The 18,363-nt window shown below is 61.6% G+C and carries 17 protein-coding genes; 9 read left to right on the top strand and 8 right to left on the bottom strand.

All coding sequences use genetic code 11. The annotated features are described in order from the left end of the window. Window position 1: 1 nt before the first annotated feature. The 4 genes from J5M66_RS03325 to J5M66_RS03310 are packed head-to-tail and all read right to left on the bottom strand — an operon-like array spanning window position 2 to window position 2,801. Window positions 2-715 (bottom strand): PA5502 family lipoprotein, encoded by a 714-nt coding sequence (locus tag J5M66_RS03325; RefSeq protein ID WP_123441942.1) that lies wholly within the window; start codon window positions 713-715, stop codon window positions 2-4. Window positions 716-752: 37 nt separating this feature from the next. Continuing rightward, window positions 753-1,541, bottom strand: coding sequence for a zinc ABC transporter permease subunit ZnuB (gene znuB / locus J5M66_RS03320; protein ID WP_016772340.1), 789 nt, complete (start codon window positions 1,539-1,541; stop codon window positions 753-755). Beyond that, window positions 1,534-2,319 (bottom strand): zinc ABC transporter ATP-binding protein ZnuC, encoded by a 786-nt coding sequence (gene znuC, locus J5M66_RS03315; RefSeq protein WP_024014991.1) that lies wholly within the window; start codon window positions 2,317-2,319, stop codon window positions 1,534-1,536. The genes znuB and znuC overlap by 8 nt, the downstream gene beginning before the upstream one ends. Further along, window positions 2,319-2,801 carry a Fur family transcriptional regulator gene (locus J5M66_RS03310; RefSeq protein ID WP_024014990.1) on the bottom strand — a complete coding sequence of 161 codons (483 nt, stop codon included), beginning with the start codon at window positions 2,799-2,801 and terminating at the stop codon, window positions 2,319-2,321. Before J5M66_RS03310 ends, znuC begins: the two co-directional genes overlap by 1 nt. Before the next feature lie 66 nt (window positions 2,802-2,867). Between J5M66_RS03310 and J5M66_RS03305 the strand changes: the two genes are divergently transcribed. After that, window positions 2,868-3,788 (top strand): zinc ABC transporter substrate-binding protein, encoded by a 921-nt coding sequence (locus J5M66_RS03305; RefSeq protein ID WP_123441973.1) that lies wholly within the window; start codon window positions 2,868-2,870, stop codon window positions 3,786-3,788. 91 nt (window positions 3,789-3,879) lie between these two features. On the opposite strand, the gene J5M66_RS03300 is transcribed toward J5M66_RS03305, so the two are convergent. Both J5M66_RS03300 and J5M66_RS03295 read right to left on the bottom strand, forming a co-directional pair. Beyond that, window positions 3,880-4,833: a homoserine kinase gene (locus J5M66_RS03300; protein WP_016772344.1), complete on the bottom strand. Its 954-nt coding sequence runs from the start codon at window positions 4,831-4,833 to the stop codon at window positions 3,880-3,882. Between the two features lie 58 nt (window positions 4,834-4,891). Beyond that, on the bottom strand, window positions 4,892-5,182 hold the full coding sequence (locus J5M66_RS03295) for a DUF2782 domain-containing protein (protein WP_024014988.1): 291 nt from the start codon (window positions 5,180-5,182) through the stop codon (window positions 4,892-4,894). A 74-nt stretch (window positions 5,183-5,256) separates the two neighbouring features. Here J5M66_RS03295 and polA point away from each other — a divergent pair, with 74 nt between their 5' ends. Further along, entirely contained in the window at window positions 5,257-8,061 is a 2,805-nt protein-coding gene (gene polA / locus J5M66_RS03290) for a DNA polymerase I (RefSeq protein ID WP_207807642.1), read from the top strand. A 409-nt stretch (window positions 8,062-8,470) separates the two neighbouring features. Here the strand turns inward: polA and yihA are convergent, their stop codons facing one another. Continuing rightward, window positions 8,471-9,115 carry a ribosome biogenesis GTP-binding protein YihA/YsxC gene (gene yihA, locus J5M66_RS03285; protein WP_110599637.1) on the bottom strand — a complete coding sequence of 215 codons (645 nt, stop codon included), beginning with the start codon at window positions 9,113-9,115 and terminating at the stop codon, window positions 8,471-8,473. A gap of 191 nt (window positions 9,116-9,306) precedes the next feature. Between yihA and J5M66_RS03280 the strand changes: the two genes are divergently transcribed. The 7 genes from J5M66_RS03280 (at window position 9,307) to J5M66_RS03250 (ending at window position 16,573) form a co-directional block, all read left to right on the top strand. Then, complete coding sequence (locus J5M66_RS03280; RefSeq protein WP_016772347.1) at window positions 9,307-9,612, top strand: c-type cytochrome; 306 nt, start codon at window positions 9,307-9,309, stop codon at window positions 9,610-9,612. Between the two features lie 30 nt (window positions 9,613-9,642). Then, the gene (locus tag J5M66_RS03275; RefSeq protein ID WP_122506337.1) at window positions 9,643-10,254 is read left to right on the top strand and encodes a c-type cytochrome; all 612 of its coding nucleotides are present in this window, start codon (window positions 9,643-9,645) and stop codon (window positions 10,252-10,254) included. Between the two features lie 199 nt (window positions 10,255-10,453). Next, complete coding sequence (locus J5M66_RS03270; protein ID WP_016772349.1) at window positions 10,454-11,095, top strand: thiol:disulfide interchange protein DsbA/DsbL; 642 nt, start codon at window positions 10,454-10,456, stop codon at window positions 11,093-11,095. Between the two features lie 14 nt (window positions 11,096-11,109). Next, on the top strand, window positions 11,110-11,988 hold the full coding sequence (locus J5M66_RS03265) for an endonuclease/exonuclease/phosphatase family protein (RefSeq protein WP_130888807.1): 879 nt from the start codon (window positions 11,110-11,112) through the stop codon (window positions 11,986-11,988). Further along, window positions 11,985-14,000 carry a GGDEF domain-containing protein gene (locus tag J5M66_RS03260; protein ID WP_207807641.1) on the top strand — a complete coding sequence of 672 codons (2,016 nt, stop codon included), beginning with the start codon at window positions 11,985-11,987 and terminating at the stop codon, window positions 13,998-14,000. Before J5M66_RS03265 ends, J5M66_RS03260 begins: the two co-directional genes overlap by 4 nt. Window positions 14,001-14,101: 101 nt before the next feature. Further along, window positions 14,102-14,884 (top strand): N-acetylmuramoyl-L-alanine amidase, encoded by a 783-nt coding sequence (locus J5M66_RS03255; RefSeq protein WP_207807640.1) that lies wholly within the window; start codon window positions 14,102-14,104, stop codon window positions 14,882-14,884. Window positions 14,885-14,959: 75 nt separating this feature from the next. Then, on the top strand, window positions 14,960-16,573 hold the full coding sequence (locus J5M66_RS03250; RefSeq protein WP_207807639.1) for an EAL domain-containing protein: 1,614 nt from the start codon (window positions 14,960-14,962) through the stop codon (window positions 16,571-16,573). Here J5M66_RS03250 and J5M66_RS03245 read toward each other — a convergent pair. Beyond that, window positions 16,570-18,360, bottom strand: a complete 1,791-nt coding sequence (locus J5M66_RS03245; RefSeq protein ID WP_016772354.1) for an ATP-binding protein — start codon at window positions 18,358-18,360, stop codon at window positions 16,570-16,572. The two genes, J5M66_RS03250 and J5M66_RS03245, sit on opposite strands and share 4 nt — an antisense overlap. Between the last annotated feature and the right edge of the window lie 3 nt (window positions 18,361-18,363).

The raw sequence follows: 18,363 nt of genomic DNA, 5'->3' as shown, positions 1-18,363 counted from the left end.
TTTATGGTTTACGCGGGCTTAAAACCATCTGCGCCGGCACTGTGCGCAAGATCTGCTTCTCGATCTGCAGATCAAAATCAGGATCGAGCTTCTTGACTCGCTTGCTCAGCAACGTCGCCAGCCACGGGTAATCCGCGGTGCGCGGCGCCTGAACGCTGACGGCACATTCGTAATTCACCACATCGGCGGCGATAGCATCGAGTTGTCGTTGCAGCTTGTGAATATCGCCGATGTTCAACGCAACAGTGGTGCTCTCGGCGGTCGGGTCGATGACCTTGGCTTTCGGCCTGGCTTCGGCAGCCAGCAGCGCGGCCTCAGCCTTTTCCAGCTCGGCCTTGCGCGCTTCGGTGATCGCGCCGTTGACGCCGCCGGTCAGCGCTGGCGCCTTGGGCATCAGAGCACGGGCGCGGCTGAGCGCGGTGGCGGCAGCGTTGACATCGCCTTTTTGCAGGACGATCTGGCTGCGGCGCAGGTACGCCTCGGCCAGCTGCCGCTGGTATTGCTCAAGGGATTGATCATTGGGGGTTGCGGCCTGCAACGCGGCCAACTGGTCTTCGGCGGTGGCCAGTTCGCTGCTGGCCAGGCTTTGCTCCAGCTGTGCGATGGCCGTAGCCCGCGCATCGGGGACTTCAGCCACCGGCGGCGTGCTTTGGCAGGCGCCCAGCAGCACTGAAAATGCGACAAGGAGCAGATAACGGGAGGCGAACGGCTTCATTCCTGCGACTCTCTAATTGCGCAAAAAGCGGCCAAGTCTACACCCCACGACGGGGCAGAACAAAACTCAACAGAAACAGCGCGGCTGCCGTCACCACGATCGACGGCCCCGCCGGGGTGTCCTTGAACCACGACAACGCCAGCCCGCCGCACACCGCGAGCATGCCCAGCAGGCTCGCGCCCAGCGCCATCTGCTCCGGCGAACGGGCGTGACGCTGTGCCGCAGCCGCCGGGATGATCAGCAGCGAAGTGATCAGCAGCACCCCGACGATTTTCATCGCCACGGCGATCACCACCGCGATCAACAGCATCAGCGCCAAGCGCAAACCCGCAACCGGCAGGCCTTCGACCCGCGCCAGTTCTTCGTGCACGGTGACCGCCAGCAGCGGCCGCCACAGCGTCACCAGCAACACCAGCACCGCCGCGGTGCCGCCGAGAATCCACGCCAGGTCGCTCGGACTGATTGCCAGCAAGTCGCCAAACAGATAGGCCATCAGGTCGATCCGCACTTCATGCATGAAGCTTAGTACCACCAGGCCGAGAGAGAGCGTGCTCGGTGCAAGAATTCCCAACAGCGTGTCGGACGCCAGCGGCTGGCGCTGTTGCAGCGTCACCAAGAGCACCGCCAGCAGCAGGCAACCGACCGTTACCGCCACCGTCGGGCTGACGTCCAGCAGAAAGCCCAGCGCCACCCCGAGCAGTGCGGCGTGGGACAGCGTATCGCCGAAATAGGCCATGCGCCGCCACACCACAAACGAGCCGAGCGGTCCGGCCACCAGCGCCAGGGCCAGACCTGCAAGCAGGGCATACAAAAGAAAATCAGCCATGCTTGCAGCCGTCTCCATGAACATGAGGTTGCCCGCCGAGCGGGCCTTTGACCACCGAACCGTGCAGGTCGTGGGCGTGGTCGTGATGGTGGTGATAGATCGCCAGACTCGGCGCGTTCTTGCCGAACAGTTCGACGAATGCCGGGTCGCCGCTGACCTGCTCGGGGTGCCCGGAGCAGCAGACGTGGCGGTTGAGGCAGACCACCTGATCGGTGGTGCTCATCACCAGATGCAAATCGTGGGACACCATCAGCACGCCGCAACCGTGGCGGTCGCGCAGCCGGGTGATCAAGCTGTACAGCTCGGCCTGCCCGGCAACGTCGACGCCCTGCACCGGCTCATCGAGCACCAGCAGCTCAGGCTCACGCAGCAGTGCCCGAGCCAGCAGCACGCGCTGCATTTCGCCGCCGGAAACGCTCTGCACCGGGCTGTCGATCACGTGTTCGGCGCCGACTTCCTTCAACGCGGCCAGGGCACGCGAACGATCAACGCCAGGCACCAGGCGCAGGAAGCGCAGCACTGACAGCGGCAGGGTCGGGTCGACATGCAGTTTCTGCGGCATGTAACCGACGCGCAGCTTCGGTTTGCGCCAGACGCTGCCGCTGTTTGGCTTCAACAGCCCGAGCACGGCGCGTACCAGCGTGGTCTTGCCGGCGCCGTTGGGGCCGATCAGGGTGACGATCTGCCCCGGCTCGACGCTCAGCTCGATGTTGTCCAGCACGGTCTGCCCGGCAAACGTGACGGCGACCTGTTCCAGACGGATCAGCGCATTGCTCATCAGGCCCCCTGGCAACCGGCGCACAGGCCGACCACTTCGACGGTTTGCGCTTCGACGATGAAACCGACGTCTTTGGCGCTGCTGATGATCGCGTCGCTGATCACTTTTTGCTCAAGTTCGATAGCGGCGTGGCACTCGCGGCAGATCAGGAACTGGCCCTGATGCGCGTGTTCCGGGTGTACACAGCCGACGAAGGCGTTCAGCGAAGAGATGCGATGGACCAGGCCGTTTTCCAGCAGGAAATCCAGTGCGCGGTACACGGTAGGCGGCGCGGCGCGGCGGCCGTCCTGCTCGCTGAGCACCGCGAGGATGTCGTAGGCACCCAGCGGCTTGTGGCTCTGCCAGACCAGTTCCAGCACACGGCGGCGCAGGGCGGTCAGACGCAAACCTTTCTGCGCGCACAAGGTATCGGCCTCGGACAAAGCGCTGTGCACGCAATGGGAGTGGTCGTGGGGACGGCTGGCAATCGGGGTAATAGGCATGAGCGGCGACGAGATTTGCTGGAGACGTTATTATGTTACCCGTTCTCGCTTCCTTGAGTGGTCATCGTGTCCCGACTTTTTTCTGTTTTTGTGGCTTTTGTTGCCAGTTTTCTGCTGATCGGTACGGCTCAGGCCGAGGTCAAAGTGCTCACCAGCATCAAACCGTTGCAGTTGATTGCCGCTGCCGTGCAGGACGGCGTGGCGATTCCCGAGGTGCTGCTGCCACCGGGTGCCTCGCCGCACAATTACGCCCTGCGCCCGTCCGACGTACGGAAGGTGCAGTCGGTCGATCTGCTCTACTGGATCGGCCCGGACATGGAAGGTTTCCTGCCGCGCGTGCTCGGCGGTCGCAGCCTGCCGAGCGTCGCGGTGCAGGATCTGCCAGGCCTCAACCTGAGGCATTTCGGCGCGGACAACCATTCCCACGCCGAAGAGGCCGATGAGCATGATCATGATCATCGCCCCGGCTCGCTGGATGCACACCTGTGGTTGTCACCGGCCAATGCGCGGGTGATCGCTGACAAAATGGCCGCCGACCTCAGCGCCGCCGACCCGGCCAATGCCCAGCGCTATCAGAGCAATGCCAAAGCCTTCGATGAACGTCTGGATGCGCTGGATCAGCGCTTGAAGAAGCGTCTGGCCAATGTCGAAGGCAAGCCGTACTTCGTCTTTCACGAGGCCTTTGATTATTTCGAAGACGCTTACGGCCTGAAGCACGCGGGCGTGTTCGCAGTGGCCGCCGAAGTACAGCCCGGCGCCCAGCATGTCGCGGCGATGCGCAAGCGTTTGCAGGAAGTAGGCAAGACCTGTGTGTTCAGCGAACCGCCATTGCGTCCGCGCCTGGCGGAAACACTGGTGGCTGGCCTGCCGGTGAAGCTGGCGGAACTGGATGCGTTGGGCGGGTACACCCCGGCGACGGCTCAGGGCTATGAGCAGGTGTTGGAAAAGTTGGGCAATGATTTGGCGGGATGCCTGGAATCTCTGTAACCCCATAGAAAAAGATCGCAGCCTTCGGCAGCTCCTACAGGGTGTGCATCAATCCCTTGTAGGAGCTGCCGAAGGCTGCGATCTTTTGATCTTAAAGGGCGAAAGGCAACGGTGTGCTGACCTTCTGCCGCTGCGCCAGGCGCTGCTCGAACTCCTGCGGATCGTGAATCAACACATCCTGCCCGGCGAACTGCTCGGCGGCGATCAAGCGTGACAGCCAGAACCGCACACAGGCCACACGCAACATCGTTGGCCAGAGCTCAGCCTCCGCCGCCGTGAACGGCCGCAGCGCCGCATAGGCACCGAGAAACGCACGCGCACGCGGGCCATCGATCACGCCCTCCTCGTCAGAACACCAATCATTCAAGGCAATTGCCACGTCGTACAGCATCGGCCCCGAGCAGGCGTTGTAGAAGTCGATCAGCCCGGTCAGGTGGGTGCCTTCGAACATGGCGTTGTCGCGGAACAGGTCGGCGTGAATGTTCGCCCGAGGCAGTGCAAGGATCTTGTCTTTGCGCTCGGTGATCTCATCCAGCGCCTTTTGCAGCAAGGCACGCGGCTCATCGCTCAGGTGCGAGAGAAATTCAGTGCCCTCCTCCAGCATCCAGTCCAGACCACGATCGGTCTTGCGCTTGATCATGCGCTCGCCCTGGGTCGCCAGGTGCAGATGCGCCTGCAACTCGCCGACCTGGGCGCAGTGCTGGGCGTTAGCGACTTTGATGTGCTTGCCGGACAGGCGCGGTTGCAGCAGCGCCGGTTTGCCTTTGAGCTCACGCAGGGCCAAGCCGTCGGTGGTGCGCAGGGCGTAAGGCACCGGCAGTTCGGCTTCGTGCAGCACGTCGAGCAGGTCGATGAAGAACGGCATCTCCTGCACCGGGCCGCGCTCGACCAGGGTCAGGACAAACTCGCCCTGCTCCAGACTGATGAAGAAATTGGTGTTTTCGCTGCCGGCGGCGATCCCCTGGAAATCAAGCAGGCGGCCGAGCCCGTAAGGGGCGAGAAAGGTTTCCAGCTCGGGCCGAGCCAGGGGAGTGAACACAGACATTGAAAACTGCTCAGTTTTGGCGCCGCAGTCAGGCGACGCCGATTAAAAATCGGGAAGCTTACTTCCAGGTAAAGATTTCCCACGACGGAATCAGCATATCCGGCTGGTCGGATCTGATGTAATTGGCGTCCGAACCATCGGCGCGCACCAGGAAATACGGTTTGCCCTTCTTGGGCGTGACCTTGATCGCATAGACGAAGCCATTCCGGCTGTACTCCTGAATGGTTTTGTCCCCCTCCGTGCGAATGGTGACCTCGGGGTCGCCGCCCGGCGCATCATCCGCCGCCATCGCGGCCAGTGGTGAGACAGCGATCAACCCGACCAGCAGCAAGCGATTTAACGTACGCATGATAACCTTGTCCCTTTGTCGTCAACGGTCCCGCTATTCTAGCCCCGGACCCGCCGAAAAGGTTGATCCTGCTCATGAGCCAAGCCCCCCTCGTCCTGGTGGACGGTTCGTCTTACCTGTACCGCGCCTTTCATGCACTGCCACCACTGACCACGTCCAAAGGCCTGCCGACCGGTGCGGTCAAAGGCGTGCTGAACATGCTCAAGAGTCTGCGCAAGCAGTACCCGGACAGTCCCTTCGCCGTAGTGTTCGACGCCAAGGGCGGGACATTTCGCGATGAGATGTACGCCGAATACAAGGCCAACCGGCCAAGCATGCCCGATGACATGCGCGTGCAGATCGAGCCGCTGCACCAGAGCGTGATCGCCCTCGGCTTCCCGCTCCTGTGCGTGGACGGCGTCGAAGCCGACGACGTGATCGGCACCCTCGCCCGCAGCAGTGCGGCAGCAGATCGCCCGGTGATCATTTCCACCGGTGACAAGGACATGGCGCAACTGGTCGACGGCCACATTACCTTGGTCAACACCATGTCCGGTAGCTCGATGGATGTGGAGGGCGTTAAGGAGAAATTTGGCGTCGCACCGGAGCAGATCATCGATTATCTGGCGCTGATGGGCGATTCGTCCGACAACATTCCAGGCGTGCCGGGCATCGGCCCGAAGACGGCGTCCGGCCTGCTGGTCGGCGTCAATGGCGGCCTGACCGAGCTGTACGCCAACCTCGACATCGTGCCGACCCTGCCGATCCGTGGCGCAAAAACCTTGCCGGCCAAGCTCGAAGAGCACCGGGAGATGGCTTTCCTGTCCTATCAACTGGCGACCATCAAGGTAGACGTGCCGCTGGATATCGGCCTCGACGATCTGCAAATGGGCCAGGAAGACCCGGCCAAACTCTACGAGCTGTACACCCTGCTGGAATTCAAGAGCTGGCTCAATGATCTGGATCGCGATGCCAAGCGTCAGGAACTGAGCGCGGCTGCCGAACCTGCGCCCGCCCATGATCTGTTCAGCGCCCCGCAAGCCGAGGCACCTGCTGCCCCTGCCGAGGCCGCGTACGAAACCATCCTCGATCAGGCCCGCTTCGACGTCTGGCTGGAAAAACTGCGCAACGCCAAACTGATCGCCTTCGACACCGAAACCACTGGCATCGACGCGCAGCAGGCGCAACTGGTTGGCCTGTCGTTCGCCGTACAGGCCAACGAAGCCGCGTACATCCCGCTGACCCATTCCTACATCGGCGTGCCGGAGCAGCTGGATCGCGACACCGTGCTGCGCGCACTCAAGCCGATTCTGGAAGACCCGAACAAACTCAAGGTCGGCCAGCACGCCAAGTTCGACATGAACATTCTGGCCAACTGCGCCATTGGCGGCGATCAGAGTGAAGGCATTAGCGTGCGCGGCATCGCCTTCGACACGATGCTCGAGTCCTACGTGCTCAACTCCACCGCGACCCGCCACGACATGGACAGCCTCGCGCAAAAGTATCTCGACCACACCACGGTGAGCTTCCAGGACATCGCCGGCAAAGGTGCCAAGCAATTGACCTTCGACCAGATCGCCCTGGAACAGGCCGGGCCGTACGCCGCTGAAGACGCTGACATCACCCTGCGCCTGCATCAGGCCCTGTTCGACAAGCTCAGCGCGATTCCGAGCCTGGCCAGCGTGCTGACCGACATCGAAATCCCGCTGGTACCGGTGCTGGCGCGCATCGAACGCCAGGGCGCGTTCGTCGATGCCGAGTTGCTGGGCATTCAGAGCATCGAGCTGGGCAACAAAATGGTCGCGCTGGAGCGTGAAGCCTTCGAAATCGCCGGGGAAGAATTCAACCTCGGCTCGCCGAAGCAGCTGGGCGTGATTCTTTATGAAAAGCTCGGCCTGCCGGTGCTGAAGAAAACCGCCAAAGGCCAGCCGTCCACCGCTGAAGAAGTGTTGGCGAAACTCGCCGAAGACGATCACCGCTTGCCGAAGGTGCTGATGGAGCACCGCTCGATGAGCAAGCTGAAAAGCACCTACACCGATCGCCTGCCGGAGCAGATTAACCCGCGCACCGGGCGCATCCACACCTCGTATCACCAGGCGGTGGCTTCGACCGGGCGCCTGTCCTCCAGTGATCCGAACCTGCAGAACATTCCGGTGCGCACTGCCGAAGGCCGACGCATTCGTCAGGCGTTCGTCGCACCCAAAGGCTACAAACTGCTGGCGGCGGACTATTCGCAGATCGAACTGCGGATCATGGCGCACCTGTCCCGCGATGAAGGCCTGATGAACGCCTTCCGCAACAATCTCGACGTACACACTGCAACCGCTGCCGAAGTATTCAAGGTCGAGCTTGATCAAGTGACATCCGACCAGCGTCGCAGCGCCAAGGCGATCAACTTCGGCCTGATTTACGGCATGGGCGCGCAGAAGCTCGGCAAGGACATCGGCGTCGACACCAAGACCGCCAAGGCTTACATCGACACCTACTTCGCCCGTTATCCAGGCGTGCGCGAATACATGGAGCGCACCCGCGCGCAAGCGGCGGATCAGGGTTACGTCGAAACTTTCTTCGGCCGTCGCCTCTACCTACCGGAGATCAACTCGAACAAGCCGCAGGAACGCGCCGCCGCTGAACGCACGGCGATCAACGCGCCGATGCAGGGCACGGCAGCGGACATCATCAAGAAAGCCATGGTGGCTGTGGATAACTGGCTGGCCACGTCGGGGCTGGATGCCCGGGTCATCCTGCAAGTGCACGACGAACTGGTGCTGGAGGTTCGCGAGGATCTGGTCGAGCAGGTCAGCGCCGAAATTCGTACGCACATGAGCGAAGCGGCGAAACTGGATGTGCCGCTGCTGGTGGAAGTTGGCGTTGGCAACAACTGGGATGAGGCGCACTGAGTATTGGCAGAGTTGCTGCGACCTACCGTCGCGGCAACTCCCGGGAATCCGGCTTAGATCGAAAAACGCTTCAGGCTATTCCAAAGCTTTTTGAAAAAAATCTGAACTAATCTGTCGATCGAACACTCAGAGGTACTGAATGGCTGGTGAAGCCCTTCGATGCTCCTATGTTGTGTTAAGTGTTGGCAGATATCTGAACCCCGCCCTAGCGGTTCGGAACTTGAACCCCGGAATTTCTCCCTCCCCAATGAAATCCGGGGCTTTTTTTGCCCAAAAATCGGCTGAAGCGCGGCCATGCTGCGTTAAAAGCATCGCTAAAAATGCTCATTTAGGTCCCCTAAACTCCGCTTTTTAGCGCTACTTTTGCCTTGCCTGGCCACACTACAACCAATTTTTCCCCATTCTGAATTTACTCGGCGGCGGCCTCGGCGCCTTTGTCTGCCAGTTCCATCCAGTTGGCCAATACAGTGTAGGCCTCTTCCAGGCCCATGCGTTTTGGCGCGGAGAACAACTGGATGGTGATCGAGTCGCCCCAGCCTTTGCGGATTTCCGACTGTACTTTCAGCAGGGTGTTCTTGGCTGCGCCGTAGGTGAGCTTGTCGGCCTTGGTCAGCAGGATGTGCATCGGCATGCCGGCGGCGACGGCCCAGTCGAGCATCAGCAGGTCGAAGTCGGTCATCGGATGGCGGATGTCCATCATCAGGATCAGTCCTTTCAAACTCTCCCGACCACCGAGGTAAGCCTCGAGGTGGCGCTGCCAGTGTTGCTTGAGCGGGATCGGTACTTTTGCATAACCGTACCCCGGCAGGTCGACCAGACGGCGATCATCGTCTAGCTTGAAGAAGTTCAACAGCTGTGTGCGACCCGGAGTTTTCGAGGTGCGCGCCAGGCTGGCGTGGGTCAGGGTGTTCAGCGCGCTGGATTTGCCAGCGTTGGAACGACCGGCAAACGCCACTTCGAAGCCTTCGTCGTCTGGGCATTGATCGACTTTGGCGGCACTGAGCATGAACGTGGACTGTTGGCACAGGCCGAGGATGGGATTCTTGAGTTGCATGGGATTTCCGATGTGGGCGGCGCCGGGATTGGGCGCGGAACGCGGTGTCGCTTCCGTTTCAGTGACGCCAGTATATAATGCCGCAGATTTTGTGTGTGCTTTGTCCCAGCGAAGGATGAAGTTCACGAGAGCGACAGACTTTGATTGCGCATTAGAACGCAGAACGCTCTCAACCCTGAAAAGGTCGTTTTATGACGAAATGGCTGCTGGCTGCCGGAGTCTTGATGCCGCTTTACAGCGCACAGGCTACACAGGATCCGGAAGCTGTGTACAACCGTGTTTGTGGTGCCTGTCATTCCGGCCAACTACCCATGGCGCCCGCAAGAGGCGATCAGGAAGCTTGGACGCCGAGGTTGGCGAAAGGTATGGGGACGCTGGTGCAACACGTGACCCAGGGTTTCAAGGCGATGCCGCCGCGTGGTTTGTGCATGGACTGCAGTGCCGAGGATTACCAGGCCATCATCCTTTGGATGAGCGAGAGTAAGCCCGGTCCATAACTTAACCCTTAGCCGTAGTTGGATTAGCTGATGAACAAATTGATCGTGAGTCTGCTGTTGACCGTGGGAATTTCAGGTGTCGCCCATGCTGCCGGCGATGCCGCAGCAGGCCAGGCCAAAGCTGCCGTGTGCGGAGCCTGCCATGGCCCGGACGGCAACAGCATGGCGCCAAACTTTCCGAAACTGGCCGGTCAAGGTGAACGCTACCTCGACAAGCAATTGCACGACATCAAGTCGGGCAAGCGCGTGGTGCTGGAAATGACCGGGCTGCTGACCAACCTGAACGATCAGGATCTGGCCGACATCGCCGCGTACTTCGCCAGCCAGAAAGGCAGCGTCGGCGCCGCCGATCCGAAGATCGTCGCTCGCGGTGAAGCGCTGTTCCGTGGCGGCAACCTGGAAAAAGGTCTGCCAGCCTGCACCGGCTGCCACTCGCCGAACGGCGCCGGCAATGCTGCAGCAGGCTTCCCCCATCTGGGTGGCCAGCATGCGCAATACATCGCCAAGCAACTGACCGATTTCCGCAAGGAAGAAGGCGGTCGCGCCAACGACGGCGACGCGATGACCATGCGCACCATCGCGCGCAAGCTGAGCGACGAAGACATCGCTGCGGTTTCCAGCTACATCCAGGGCCTGCACTGAGGCCCTGAATCGAGGGCTGAACGAGGCGCGCAGCGCCGGCCACGTTAACGCTCGATTAATCCTTCGCAGCAAGTATAAAAAGGGTGGCTTTGGCCGCCCTTTTTTGTGGCCGCTGCCGTTACACTACAGCACTCATGCCCGCCAGGATCTGTGTCGAAACAGGTCGAGCGAGGCGACCCAAATTGTTCAGGAGTAAAGCATGCGTAATCTGATCATCAGCGCCGCCCTCGTCGCTGCCAGCCTGTTCGGCGTCACCGCCCAGGCCGCTGAAGCCCCTGCCGCCCCTTACGTCGAACTGGCCAACCCGGTGCCGGTGGCAAAGCCTGGCAAGATCGAAGTGGTCGAGCTGTTCTGGTACGGCTGCCCGCATTGCTACGCTTTTGAGCCAGTGATCAATCCATGGGTTGAAAAACTGCCGTCCGATGTCAACTTCGTGCGCATTCCCGCCATGTTCGGCGGCCCATGGGACGCTCACGGTCAGATGTTCCTGACTCTGGAAGCCATGGGTGTCGAGCATCAGGTGCACAACGCCGTGTTCAACGCGATCCAGAAAGAACACAAGAAGCTCACCGACAAGAACGACATGGCTGACTTCCTCGCCACTCAAGGCGTGGACAAGGACAAGTTCCTCGCCACTTTCGACTCGTTCGCTATCAAAGGCCAGATCGTCAAAGCCCGTGAGCTGGCGAAGAAGTACGAAATCACTGGCGTGCCAACCATGATCGTCAATGGTAAATACCGCTTCGACATCGGCTCTGCCGGTGGTGCCGAGCAAGCATTGAAGCTGGCTGACGATCTGGTCGCCAAAGAGCGAGCGGCGAACAAGGCTGCTGCCAACTAAGCGCGGCATTCGCCATGCGCCGCTGGAAGTCCGAACGCATCGTTGGCCTGCATGATCCGCAGGTCAACGAGCATCATCTGGCGTCTACGGGCCTGCCCGAAGACCAGCGTCTGCGCTTGCTGAGCTTCAACATTCAGGTCGGCATCAGCACCGAACGCTATCGGCATTACCTGACCCGCAGCTGGCAGCATCTGCTGCCGCACACCGGGCGTTCCGGCAATCTGCAAAAGATCGGTGACCTGCTCGGCGACTTCGATCTGGTCGCCCTGCAGGAAGCCGATGGCGGCAGCCTGCGTTCAGGCTACGTCAATCAGGTCGAACATCTGGCCCACCTCGGCGCCTTTCCCTACTGGTATCAACAACTCAATCGCAACCTCGGTCGACTGGCCCAGCACAGCAATGGCGTGCTCAGTCGCCTGAAACCGTGGGCGATCGAGGATCACCCGCTGCCCGGCCCGAAAGGTCGCGGCGCGATCCTGCTGCGCTTCGGCGAAGGTCCGGAGGCACTGGTGGTGGTGATGATGCATTTGGCCCTCGGCGCGCGGACGCGCAGCCTGCAACTGGCCTACATTCGTGATTTGATCAGCGGGTACAAGCATCAGGTGCTGATGGGCGACATGAATACCCATGCCAGCGACCTGCTCGAACACTCGCCGTTACGCGATCTCGGCCTGCTGGCCCCGCAGGTGGAAGCGACCTTCCCCAGCTGGCGCCCACAGCGTTGCCTTGATCATATTCTGCTCAGCCCGACCCTGACCCTGGAAAAGGTCGAGGTGCTGGCCCAGCCCATTTCCGATCACCTGCCGGTCGCGGTGGAAATTCGTCTGCCGGGTTCGCTCACGGCCGACGCATTGCCCGCGTTGAGCCCTGCCCCTCGCGGAACCTGTGAATGAGCGACGACGCCCAGCGCTGGAAAGAGAAGTACCTCAAGAGCATCGAACAGCAGGACAAGCTCGAACGCCGCTGGGCCGCGCGGCTCGACCTGCTGCGGCGCGGTCTGGTGCGCAGCACGCTGGCGGCCGAGGGCACCGACAAGGTCGTCGATCAGTGCATGAAGGAAATGCGCGAAGTCGTGCGTACCGATGACATGGACGCCGGCCTCGCCGCCCTGCTGCCGCGTCTGGAAAAAGCCGTGCTCGACTCCGAGCAGCGCCGTGAAACGCGCATTGATCAGGTCAGCACCGCGCTCACCGCGCTGGTCACCCAGTTGCAGGCCCTGCCACTGCCGCGCGAAGTCGCGCAACCGCTGAAGAAATTTGCCAAACAACTGGACAGCCGCGTCGGTCAGGCACGGGAAATGCCGCTGCTGCTGAGCGAACTCAGTGGTTTGCAGGGCAAGGCCTTGAGTCAGTTGGAGACTCCTGCCGAGCCAGGCCGGCCGGGGCTGTTGCAGCGTTTGTTTGGCAGCCGTGACGGTGAGGAAGCCGCTGCACCGGCGGCCGACATACCAGCAACACCAGTGCCGCAACCGGTCGAAGCCCGACAATCTGAACCGGAGCCTGTGCAATCGGCTCCGGTGGCCCACGCTGAGCCAGCGATCGCAGCGCCCGAGACCGTCATCGAAGCGCCTGTCCAGACGCCGCCTGATGAGCCGCAAGTCGTTGCGTTCGCTGCGCCTGTGGTCGCCGTTGAAGCCGAGCCAGCGCAGGTTGAACCAGCCGCTGACGCCGAGATAACCGTCGCTGCGCCAGCAACCGAGGCGTTCAACCCCGATGAACTGATCCACCCCGGCGATCCGTCGCCGCTGATTCTCGATAGCCTGCCCCTGCCCGAACCGATTGCTCAGGCCTTGGCCGCCATCGACCCGGAGCAGTCGGAACACGACATCCTCTTCGCGCTGCCGGATTCCCCGGAGCCGTCCTACAGCTCCGTAGCCAGACATATCGAAGACACGCTGATCGGCCTGCTCGACGACCTGACCCTGCCCGAGCGCCACCGGCCGCAAGCCGAAGCCATGCGCGAGCGGCTCAAACACGGGCTGAACTGGTACGAACTGCTGCCGATCCTCGACGATCTCGCAACCTTGATGCTGGCGATTACCGACAGCGGTCAGCACGAATTCGAAGCCTATCTGCAGCAACTCAACGAACGCCTCGAAGCGTTTCAAAGCAATCTGCAAGCGGCCAGCGAAGGGCATGCCGACAACAGCTCGGCGGCGCGGGCCATGGACACGCAGATTCGCGAGCAGGTCGACGGCTTGCAGAGCAGCGTCCAGCAAGCAGCCGACCTCGATGACCTCAAGCATGTGCTGGAGAATCATCTGGAAGGCCTGCTGGGAACGATGGACCAGCACCAGAAGCAGCGCGACGCCCGCGAACAGGAAGTCGCTGCCAGATTGAAGAGCCTGTCGGAGCGAGTGGCGCATATGGAGCAGGAAGCCATGGGCTTCCGTGAACACCTTGAAGAGCAGCGGCAGAAAGCCCTGATCGATCCGTTGACCGGCCTGCCCAACCGTGCGGCGTGGAGCGAACGCCTTGAGCATGAAATCCAGCAATGGCAGCAGCACGGCAACACCCTCAGCCTGGCCATGCTCGACCTCGATCACTTCAAGCGGATCAACGACAGCTATGGCCATCTGGCCGGCGACAAAGTGCTGAAGATCATCGCCACGGTATTGCGCAAACGCCTGCGCGGCTCGGATTTCATCGCCCGTTTCGGCGGTGAAGAGTTCGTGCTGTTGCTGCCCGCGACGCCACCAGCGGTGGGCGCGAAACTGCTGGAAACCCTGCGCGCGGCGATCGAAGCCTGCCCGTTTCATTTCAAGGGCGAGCGAGTGACTATCACCATTTCCATGGGACTCGCGTCATTTCGGGTGGGAGAACACAGCGATCTGGCGCTGAAAAGAGCCGATCAGGCGCTGTACCGAGCAAAAAACGCCGGGCGCAACCGAGTCGAGCTCGGCTAAGGCAATTGTTCCATTTTGTTTAAATCCGCCCGCTGGCGGACTCTGAGCAAATCCGTACGTTACACTGTTGCATTATCGTTTTCAGCGTATCGTCCTCTGCCATGAAATTCCTTGCCCTTGTTGCCTCGCTGCTCGTCCTCGCCGGTTGCGCCAGCGGCCCGCGCTACGACACCAGCCACCCTTCGGCCAATTACGACAGCCGCATCCAGTTTGTCGTGGTGCATTACACCTCGGCGTCGCTGGAGCGTTCGCTGCAATTGCTGACCCATGGCGACGTCAGTAGCCATTACCTGATCGGCGATGACAAGAGCGCCACCGTGTACAAGCTGATGGACGAAAACCAGCGCGCCTGGCACGCCGGCGAAGGTCAGTGGCAGGGCCGCACCTGGCTGAACTCCAGTTCCATCGGCATCGAAATCGTCAATCCCGGCTACAAGGACACACCGACCGGGCGCCTGTGGTATCCGTACAGCGAAGCGCAGATCCAGTCGTTGATCACCCTGCTCAAGGACATCAGCAAACGCAACGGCATCAGCCCGCGGCACATCATCGGTCACAGCGACATCGCGCCGCTGCGCAAGCTTGATCCGGGGCCACTGTTCCCCTGGAAACGTCTCGCCGCCGAAGGCCTTGGCCTGTGGCCGAACGAGCAAGCGGTGGCGCGTCAGCAGGCTATTTTTAACAGCAACCCGTTGCCGGAGATCGGCTGGTTCCAGGCGCAACTCGCGCGTCTGGGTTACGACACACCGCAGACTGGCGAGCTGGACGTCGCCACGCGGCATGTCCTCGCCGCGTTCCAGATGCATTACCGCCCTGCCCGCTTCGATGGCACGCCGGATGCACAAAGCGCGGCACTTCTGCTGGTCCTCAATCAGACAAAATAATGACGCCCGCCCGACGGTCAGGGCGAAATCGCAATCAGCAGCTATAACTCATGGTAATTCTTCGGAAAATCCCTGATGGCTGCGACCCGAGAGACGCTGCGTAGCTGGTTTTATCGCCCTGTTTTTTTGGCGATGATCGCGGCTGTCCTCAGCGCCAGCCTGTTGATCGCCGGCGGTATGTTCGCGGCGATGCGCCAGATGGAAATGCGCGAGAGCCAGGAAATGAACACCCAGGGCGAGCGTTTCCTCGCGCGCCTCGAACAATTGTTCGGCCAGTTGCGCGAAAGTCTCGACGACCTTGAAGCCCAGCCCTTGCGCGGCTGCGACGAAGAAATGATCGCGACCTTGCAGCAAGTCACCTTCAACTACCGCTTCGTCTACGAAGCCGCGTACATGGACGCCTCGCGGTTCTGCTCCAACCGTCCACGCCAGGAAGGACTGTCGTTGGTGCGCGCGCCGGACATTCAGGGCCCGACCTACAGCTATTGGCTGAATACCACCACCGAACCCGATGAAAACCGCGCGGCACTGATGCTCGGGCGGGGTAACTTCCGTGTCGCTACCTCGCGTGGACATTTGACCGACATGGTCGATCTGTCGCCCGGCAGCAGCTTGCTGGTGGTGCTCGATCACGGCACTCGAGCGATTCCGGTGCTCGGCACCGCACAGACCTGGCCACCGACCGAGCCTTGGCCACCGAAGAGCCGTGATGCCCTGCAAGTCACACAAACGCGGCTGATCTATCGCATGCCCACCGACAACCCGGAATATCAATTGGTGCTGATTACGCCGCGCACGGGCATGCACGTCCCGGCGGTGTGGTGGTGGCTGTTGCCGGTGTGCCTGATCGCCGGGGCCGTTGTCGGCTTTCTGACCTTGCTATTGGTGCGTCAGCGCCAGTCGCTGGATGCCGAGCTGCACGGGGCGATCCGCCGGGGTGAGTTGCAGGTGCTGTATCAGCCGATCTTCGATCTCGACAGCCGCAACTGCGTCGGCGCCGAAGCGCTGCTGCGCTGGCGGCGCCCGGACGGCACGCTGACCAGCCCCGACCTGTTCATTCCGATGGCGGAGAACACCGGGCAGATCCGGCAGATGACCGACTTCGTGCTGCAGCGTCTGCTCGAACAACTGGGGCAGTTACTGCGCGCCAATCCGCAGCTGTATATCTCGGTGAACCTCGCGGCCTGCGATGTCATGGTGCCGCGCATCGGCCAGGTCATGGCGCGGCTGCTCGCGCTGCACCGTGTCGCCGCGCGGCAGATAGCCTTCGAAGTCACCGAGCGCGGCCTGATTGATGTGGTGGTGGCGCGGGAAAACCTGCAAGCCTTGCGCGACGTCGGCCATCAGGTGCTGATCGATGATTTCGGCACCGGCTATTGCAGCCTCGCCTATCTGCAGACCTTGCCAGTGGACTGCCTGAAGATCGATAAGGCGTTCATCGATGCGCTCGGCCATGACGCGGCGAGCAGCGGCGTCGCTCCGCACATCATTCACATGGCGCAGGCGCTGGATCTGAAAGTGATTGCCGAAGGTATCGAGCTGGAATCCCAGGCAGCGCTGCTCAGCAGTGAGGGGGTCAAGTTCGGTCAGGGCTGGCTGTTTGCCCACGCACTGAGCGCCGTGCAGTTCATTGAACTGATCACCCGCGGCAGGCGCCTTGCCGCGCGGCGTATGGACGACGAAGCCTAGACGGCCAGCGCCATGTAGAACTGGGTGCCCTGCCCCGGCCGCGAATAAACGCCCATGCGCCCGCCGTGCAACTGGACGATTTCCTTGCACAGCGCCAGGCCAAGGCCGGCACCGCCCTTCTTGCGTCCAACTTGCACGAACGGTTCGAAGATCCGCCCCTGCTGGCCGTAGGCAATGCCCTCGCCATTGTCTTCGACGCTGATGATGACCCGCTCGCCATGGCGGCGTGCCTGCAGACGGATCTGACCGTCGCGGGCGGTGTGCCGCAAGGCGTTGTCGATCAAGTTGTCGAGGACGCGATCAAGTTGCGCCTGATCAGCCTGCAACCTCGGCAGCGGGCCTTGAATCTCGACGTTCAGCGCAACACCTTTGGCCGCAGCCACGTCGGCAAAGCGCAGTTGCGCCTGCTCCAGCAGGTCATCAATGGAACATGGCGCCAGGGTGAGTTTCTGCAGGCCGTTCTGGTAGCGCGAGAAGTTGAGCAAGTCGTTGATCAACTGCATCAGACGCTGCATTTCTTCGTTGACCGTATCCAGCAGGTCAGCTTCGCGCGATTCCGCCGGGAATTTGGTCCGCTCGCGGAACAGCCCGAAGGCCATGTGCATGCCCGTCACCGGCGTGCGCAGTTCGTGGGAAGCGCGCAAGACAAACTCACTGCGCACGCGCTCGAACGCGCGTTGCTCGGTGACATCGTGCAGCACCATCACCGCGCCGAGAATATGCCCCTGGGTATGACTGACCGGCGTCAGGCTGTAGGTCAGCAGGCGCGATTCGCCATCGACTTCGATGCTCAGATCTTCCGGCGCGCGCTCCAGCGTGCCGCCGCGCAGGACCAATTGCAGTTGCGCATCCAGCTCCGGGCGCCCGAGTGCGGTGCCCAAGCCTTGGCCGAGCCGGTCGTCTTCCCAGCCCAACTGGCGCTGAGCCACAGGATTGAGGTGTTCGAGCTGGCCCTGGCGATCAATCATCAACAGACCGTCGTCGATACTGTCGAGCACCGCTTGCAAGCGCTGCTGACCGGCCAACAGTTCGTCGACATTCATCGCCTGGTGTTCGCGCAGCGCCTCGGCCATCAGGCCGAAGCGTCGCGACAGCAGGTTGACTTCCATGGCCGTGGAAATCGGCAGGGTCACGTCATAGTTGCCCTGGCCGATGTTGTCGGCAGCCTTGGCCAGCGCTTCGATCGGTGCGCCGAAACGTCGGGCGATGCCCTGGGCGGTGACGAAACCGATGATCAGCACCGCCAGCCCGACCAGGCCAAGCAGCCCGGCAATCAGCAACGCGCGTTCGCGGGCAGCGTGCTGGACGGCATTGATGGTTTCCAGTGCGTGTTTGTGCTCAGCGATCAAACCGTTACGGAGGATATTGAAGCGCTCGCGGAAATCCGCGCTGGTGCTCGCGTTCTTCGCCGCTTCGGCAGTCACGTCGAATGAGGCGAGGAAGTTCAGGTAGTCGGCCTTGGCCTGGCGGAAACCGTAAGGCTGGTCATCGCCCTCCGGCTGCTGGGCGATGCCTTGGTCGAGCAACTCGAAGTAGTGCTGTTTGGACGCTTCGAACGCAACGGGATCGGGTTTTTCGGCGAGCATGATGATCAATTGATCACCGAGGGTCTGGCGCAGCTTGAGGCCCAGATCCAGGGTGACGAAGTTGCTGCGCACCAGCGCTTCCTGTGACCCGGCCATCTGCATCACGCTGACCAGCCCGAGCAAGAGCCCGAGCAAGGCCACGGTGATCAACGCAGAAATGCTCAGGAACAGGCGCGTGCGCAGCTTGATCGCCAGTTTCATCGC

The sequence above is a fragment of the Pseudomonas sp. 67(2021) genome (assembly GCF_017491835.1).
Lineage (GTDB): Bacteria > Pseudomonadota > Gammaproteobacteria > Pseudomonadales > Pseudomonadaceae > Aquipseudomonas > Aquipseudomonas atacamensis.
The sequence above is the reverse complement of the archived record's forward strand: the minus strand, read 5'-3'. Positions and strand labels throughout refer to the sequence as shown.

Bases quoted from the DNA above. Each gene is read 5' to 3' on its own strand.
- J5M66_RS03325 (WP_123441942.1), bottom strand. From the start codon at position 715: ATGAAGCCGTTCGCCTCCCGTTATCTGCTCCTTGTCGCATTTTCAGTG.
- znuB (WP_016772340.1), bottom strand. From the start codon at position 1,541: ATGGCTGATTTTCTTTTGTATGCCCTGCTTGCAGGTCTGGCCCTGGCG.
- znuC (WP_024014991.1), bottom strand. From the start codon at position 2,319: ATGAGCAATGCGCTGATCCGTCTGGAACAGGTCGCCGTCACGTTTGCC.
- J5M66_RS03310 (WP_024014990.1), bottom strand. From the start codon at position 2,801: ATGCCTATTACCCCGATTGCCAGCCGTCCCCACGACCACTCCCATTGC.
- J5M66_RS03300 (WP_016772344.1), bottom strand. From the start codon at position 4,833: ATGTCTGTGTTCACTCCCCTGGCTCGGCCCGAGCTGGAAACCTTTCTC.
- J5M66_RS03295 (WP_024014988.1), bottom strand. From the start codon at position 5,182: ATGCGTACGTTAAATCGCTTGCTGCTGGTCGGGTTGATCGCTGTCTCA.
- polA (WP_207807642.1), top strand. From the start codon at position 5,257: ATGAGCCAAGCCCCCCTCGTCCTGGTGGACGGTTCGTCTTACCTGTAC.
- yihA (WP_110599637.1), bottom strand. From the start codon at position 9,115: ATGCAACTCAAGAATCCCATCCTCGGCCTGTGCCAACAGTCCACGTTC.
- J5M66_RS03280 (WP_016772347.1), top strand. From the start codon at position 9,307: ATGACGAAATGGCTGCTGGCTGCCGGAGTCTTGATGCCGCTTTACAGC.
- J5M66_RS03275 (WP_122506337.1), top strand. From the start codon at position 9,643: ATGAACAAATTGATCGTGAGTCTGCTGTTGACCGTGGGAATTTCAGGT.
- J5M66_RS03270 (WP_016772349.1), top strand. From the start codon at position 10,454: ATGCGTAATCTGATCATCAGCGCCGCCCTCGTCGCTGCCAGCCTGTTC.
- J5M66_RS03265 (WP_130888807.1), top strand. From the start codon at position 11,110: ATGCGCCGCTGGAAGTCCGAACGCATCGTTGGCCTGCATGATCCGCAG.
- J5M66_RS03260 (WP_207807641.1), top strand. From the start codon at position 11,985: ATGAGCGACGACGCCCAGCGCTGGAAAGAGAAGTACCTCAAGAGCATC.
- J5M66_RS03255 (WP_207807640.1), top strand. From the start codon at position 14,102: ATGAAATTCCTTGCCCTTGTTGCCTCGCTGCTCGTCCTCGCCGGTTGC.
- J5M66_RS03250 (WP_207807639.1), top strand. From the start codon at position 14,960: ATGGCTGCGACCCGAGAGACGCTGCGTAGCTGGTTTTATCGCCCTGTT.
- J5M66_RS03245 (WP_016772354.1), bottom strand. From the start codon at position 18,360: ATGAAACTGGCGATCAAGCTGCGCACGCGCCTGTTCCTGAGCATTTCT.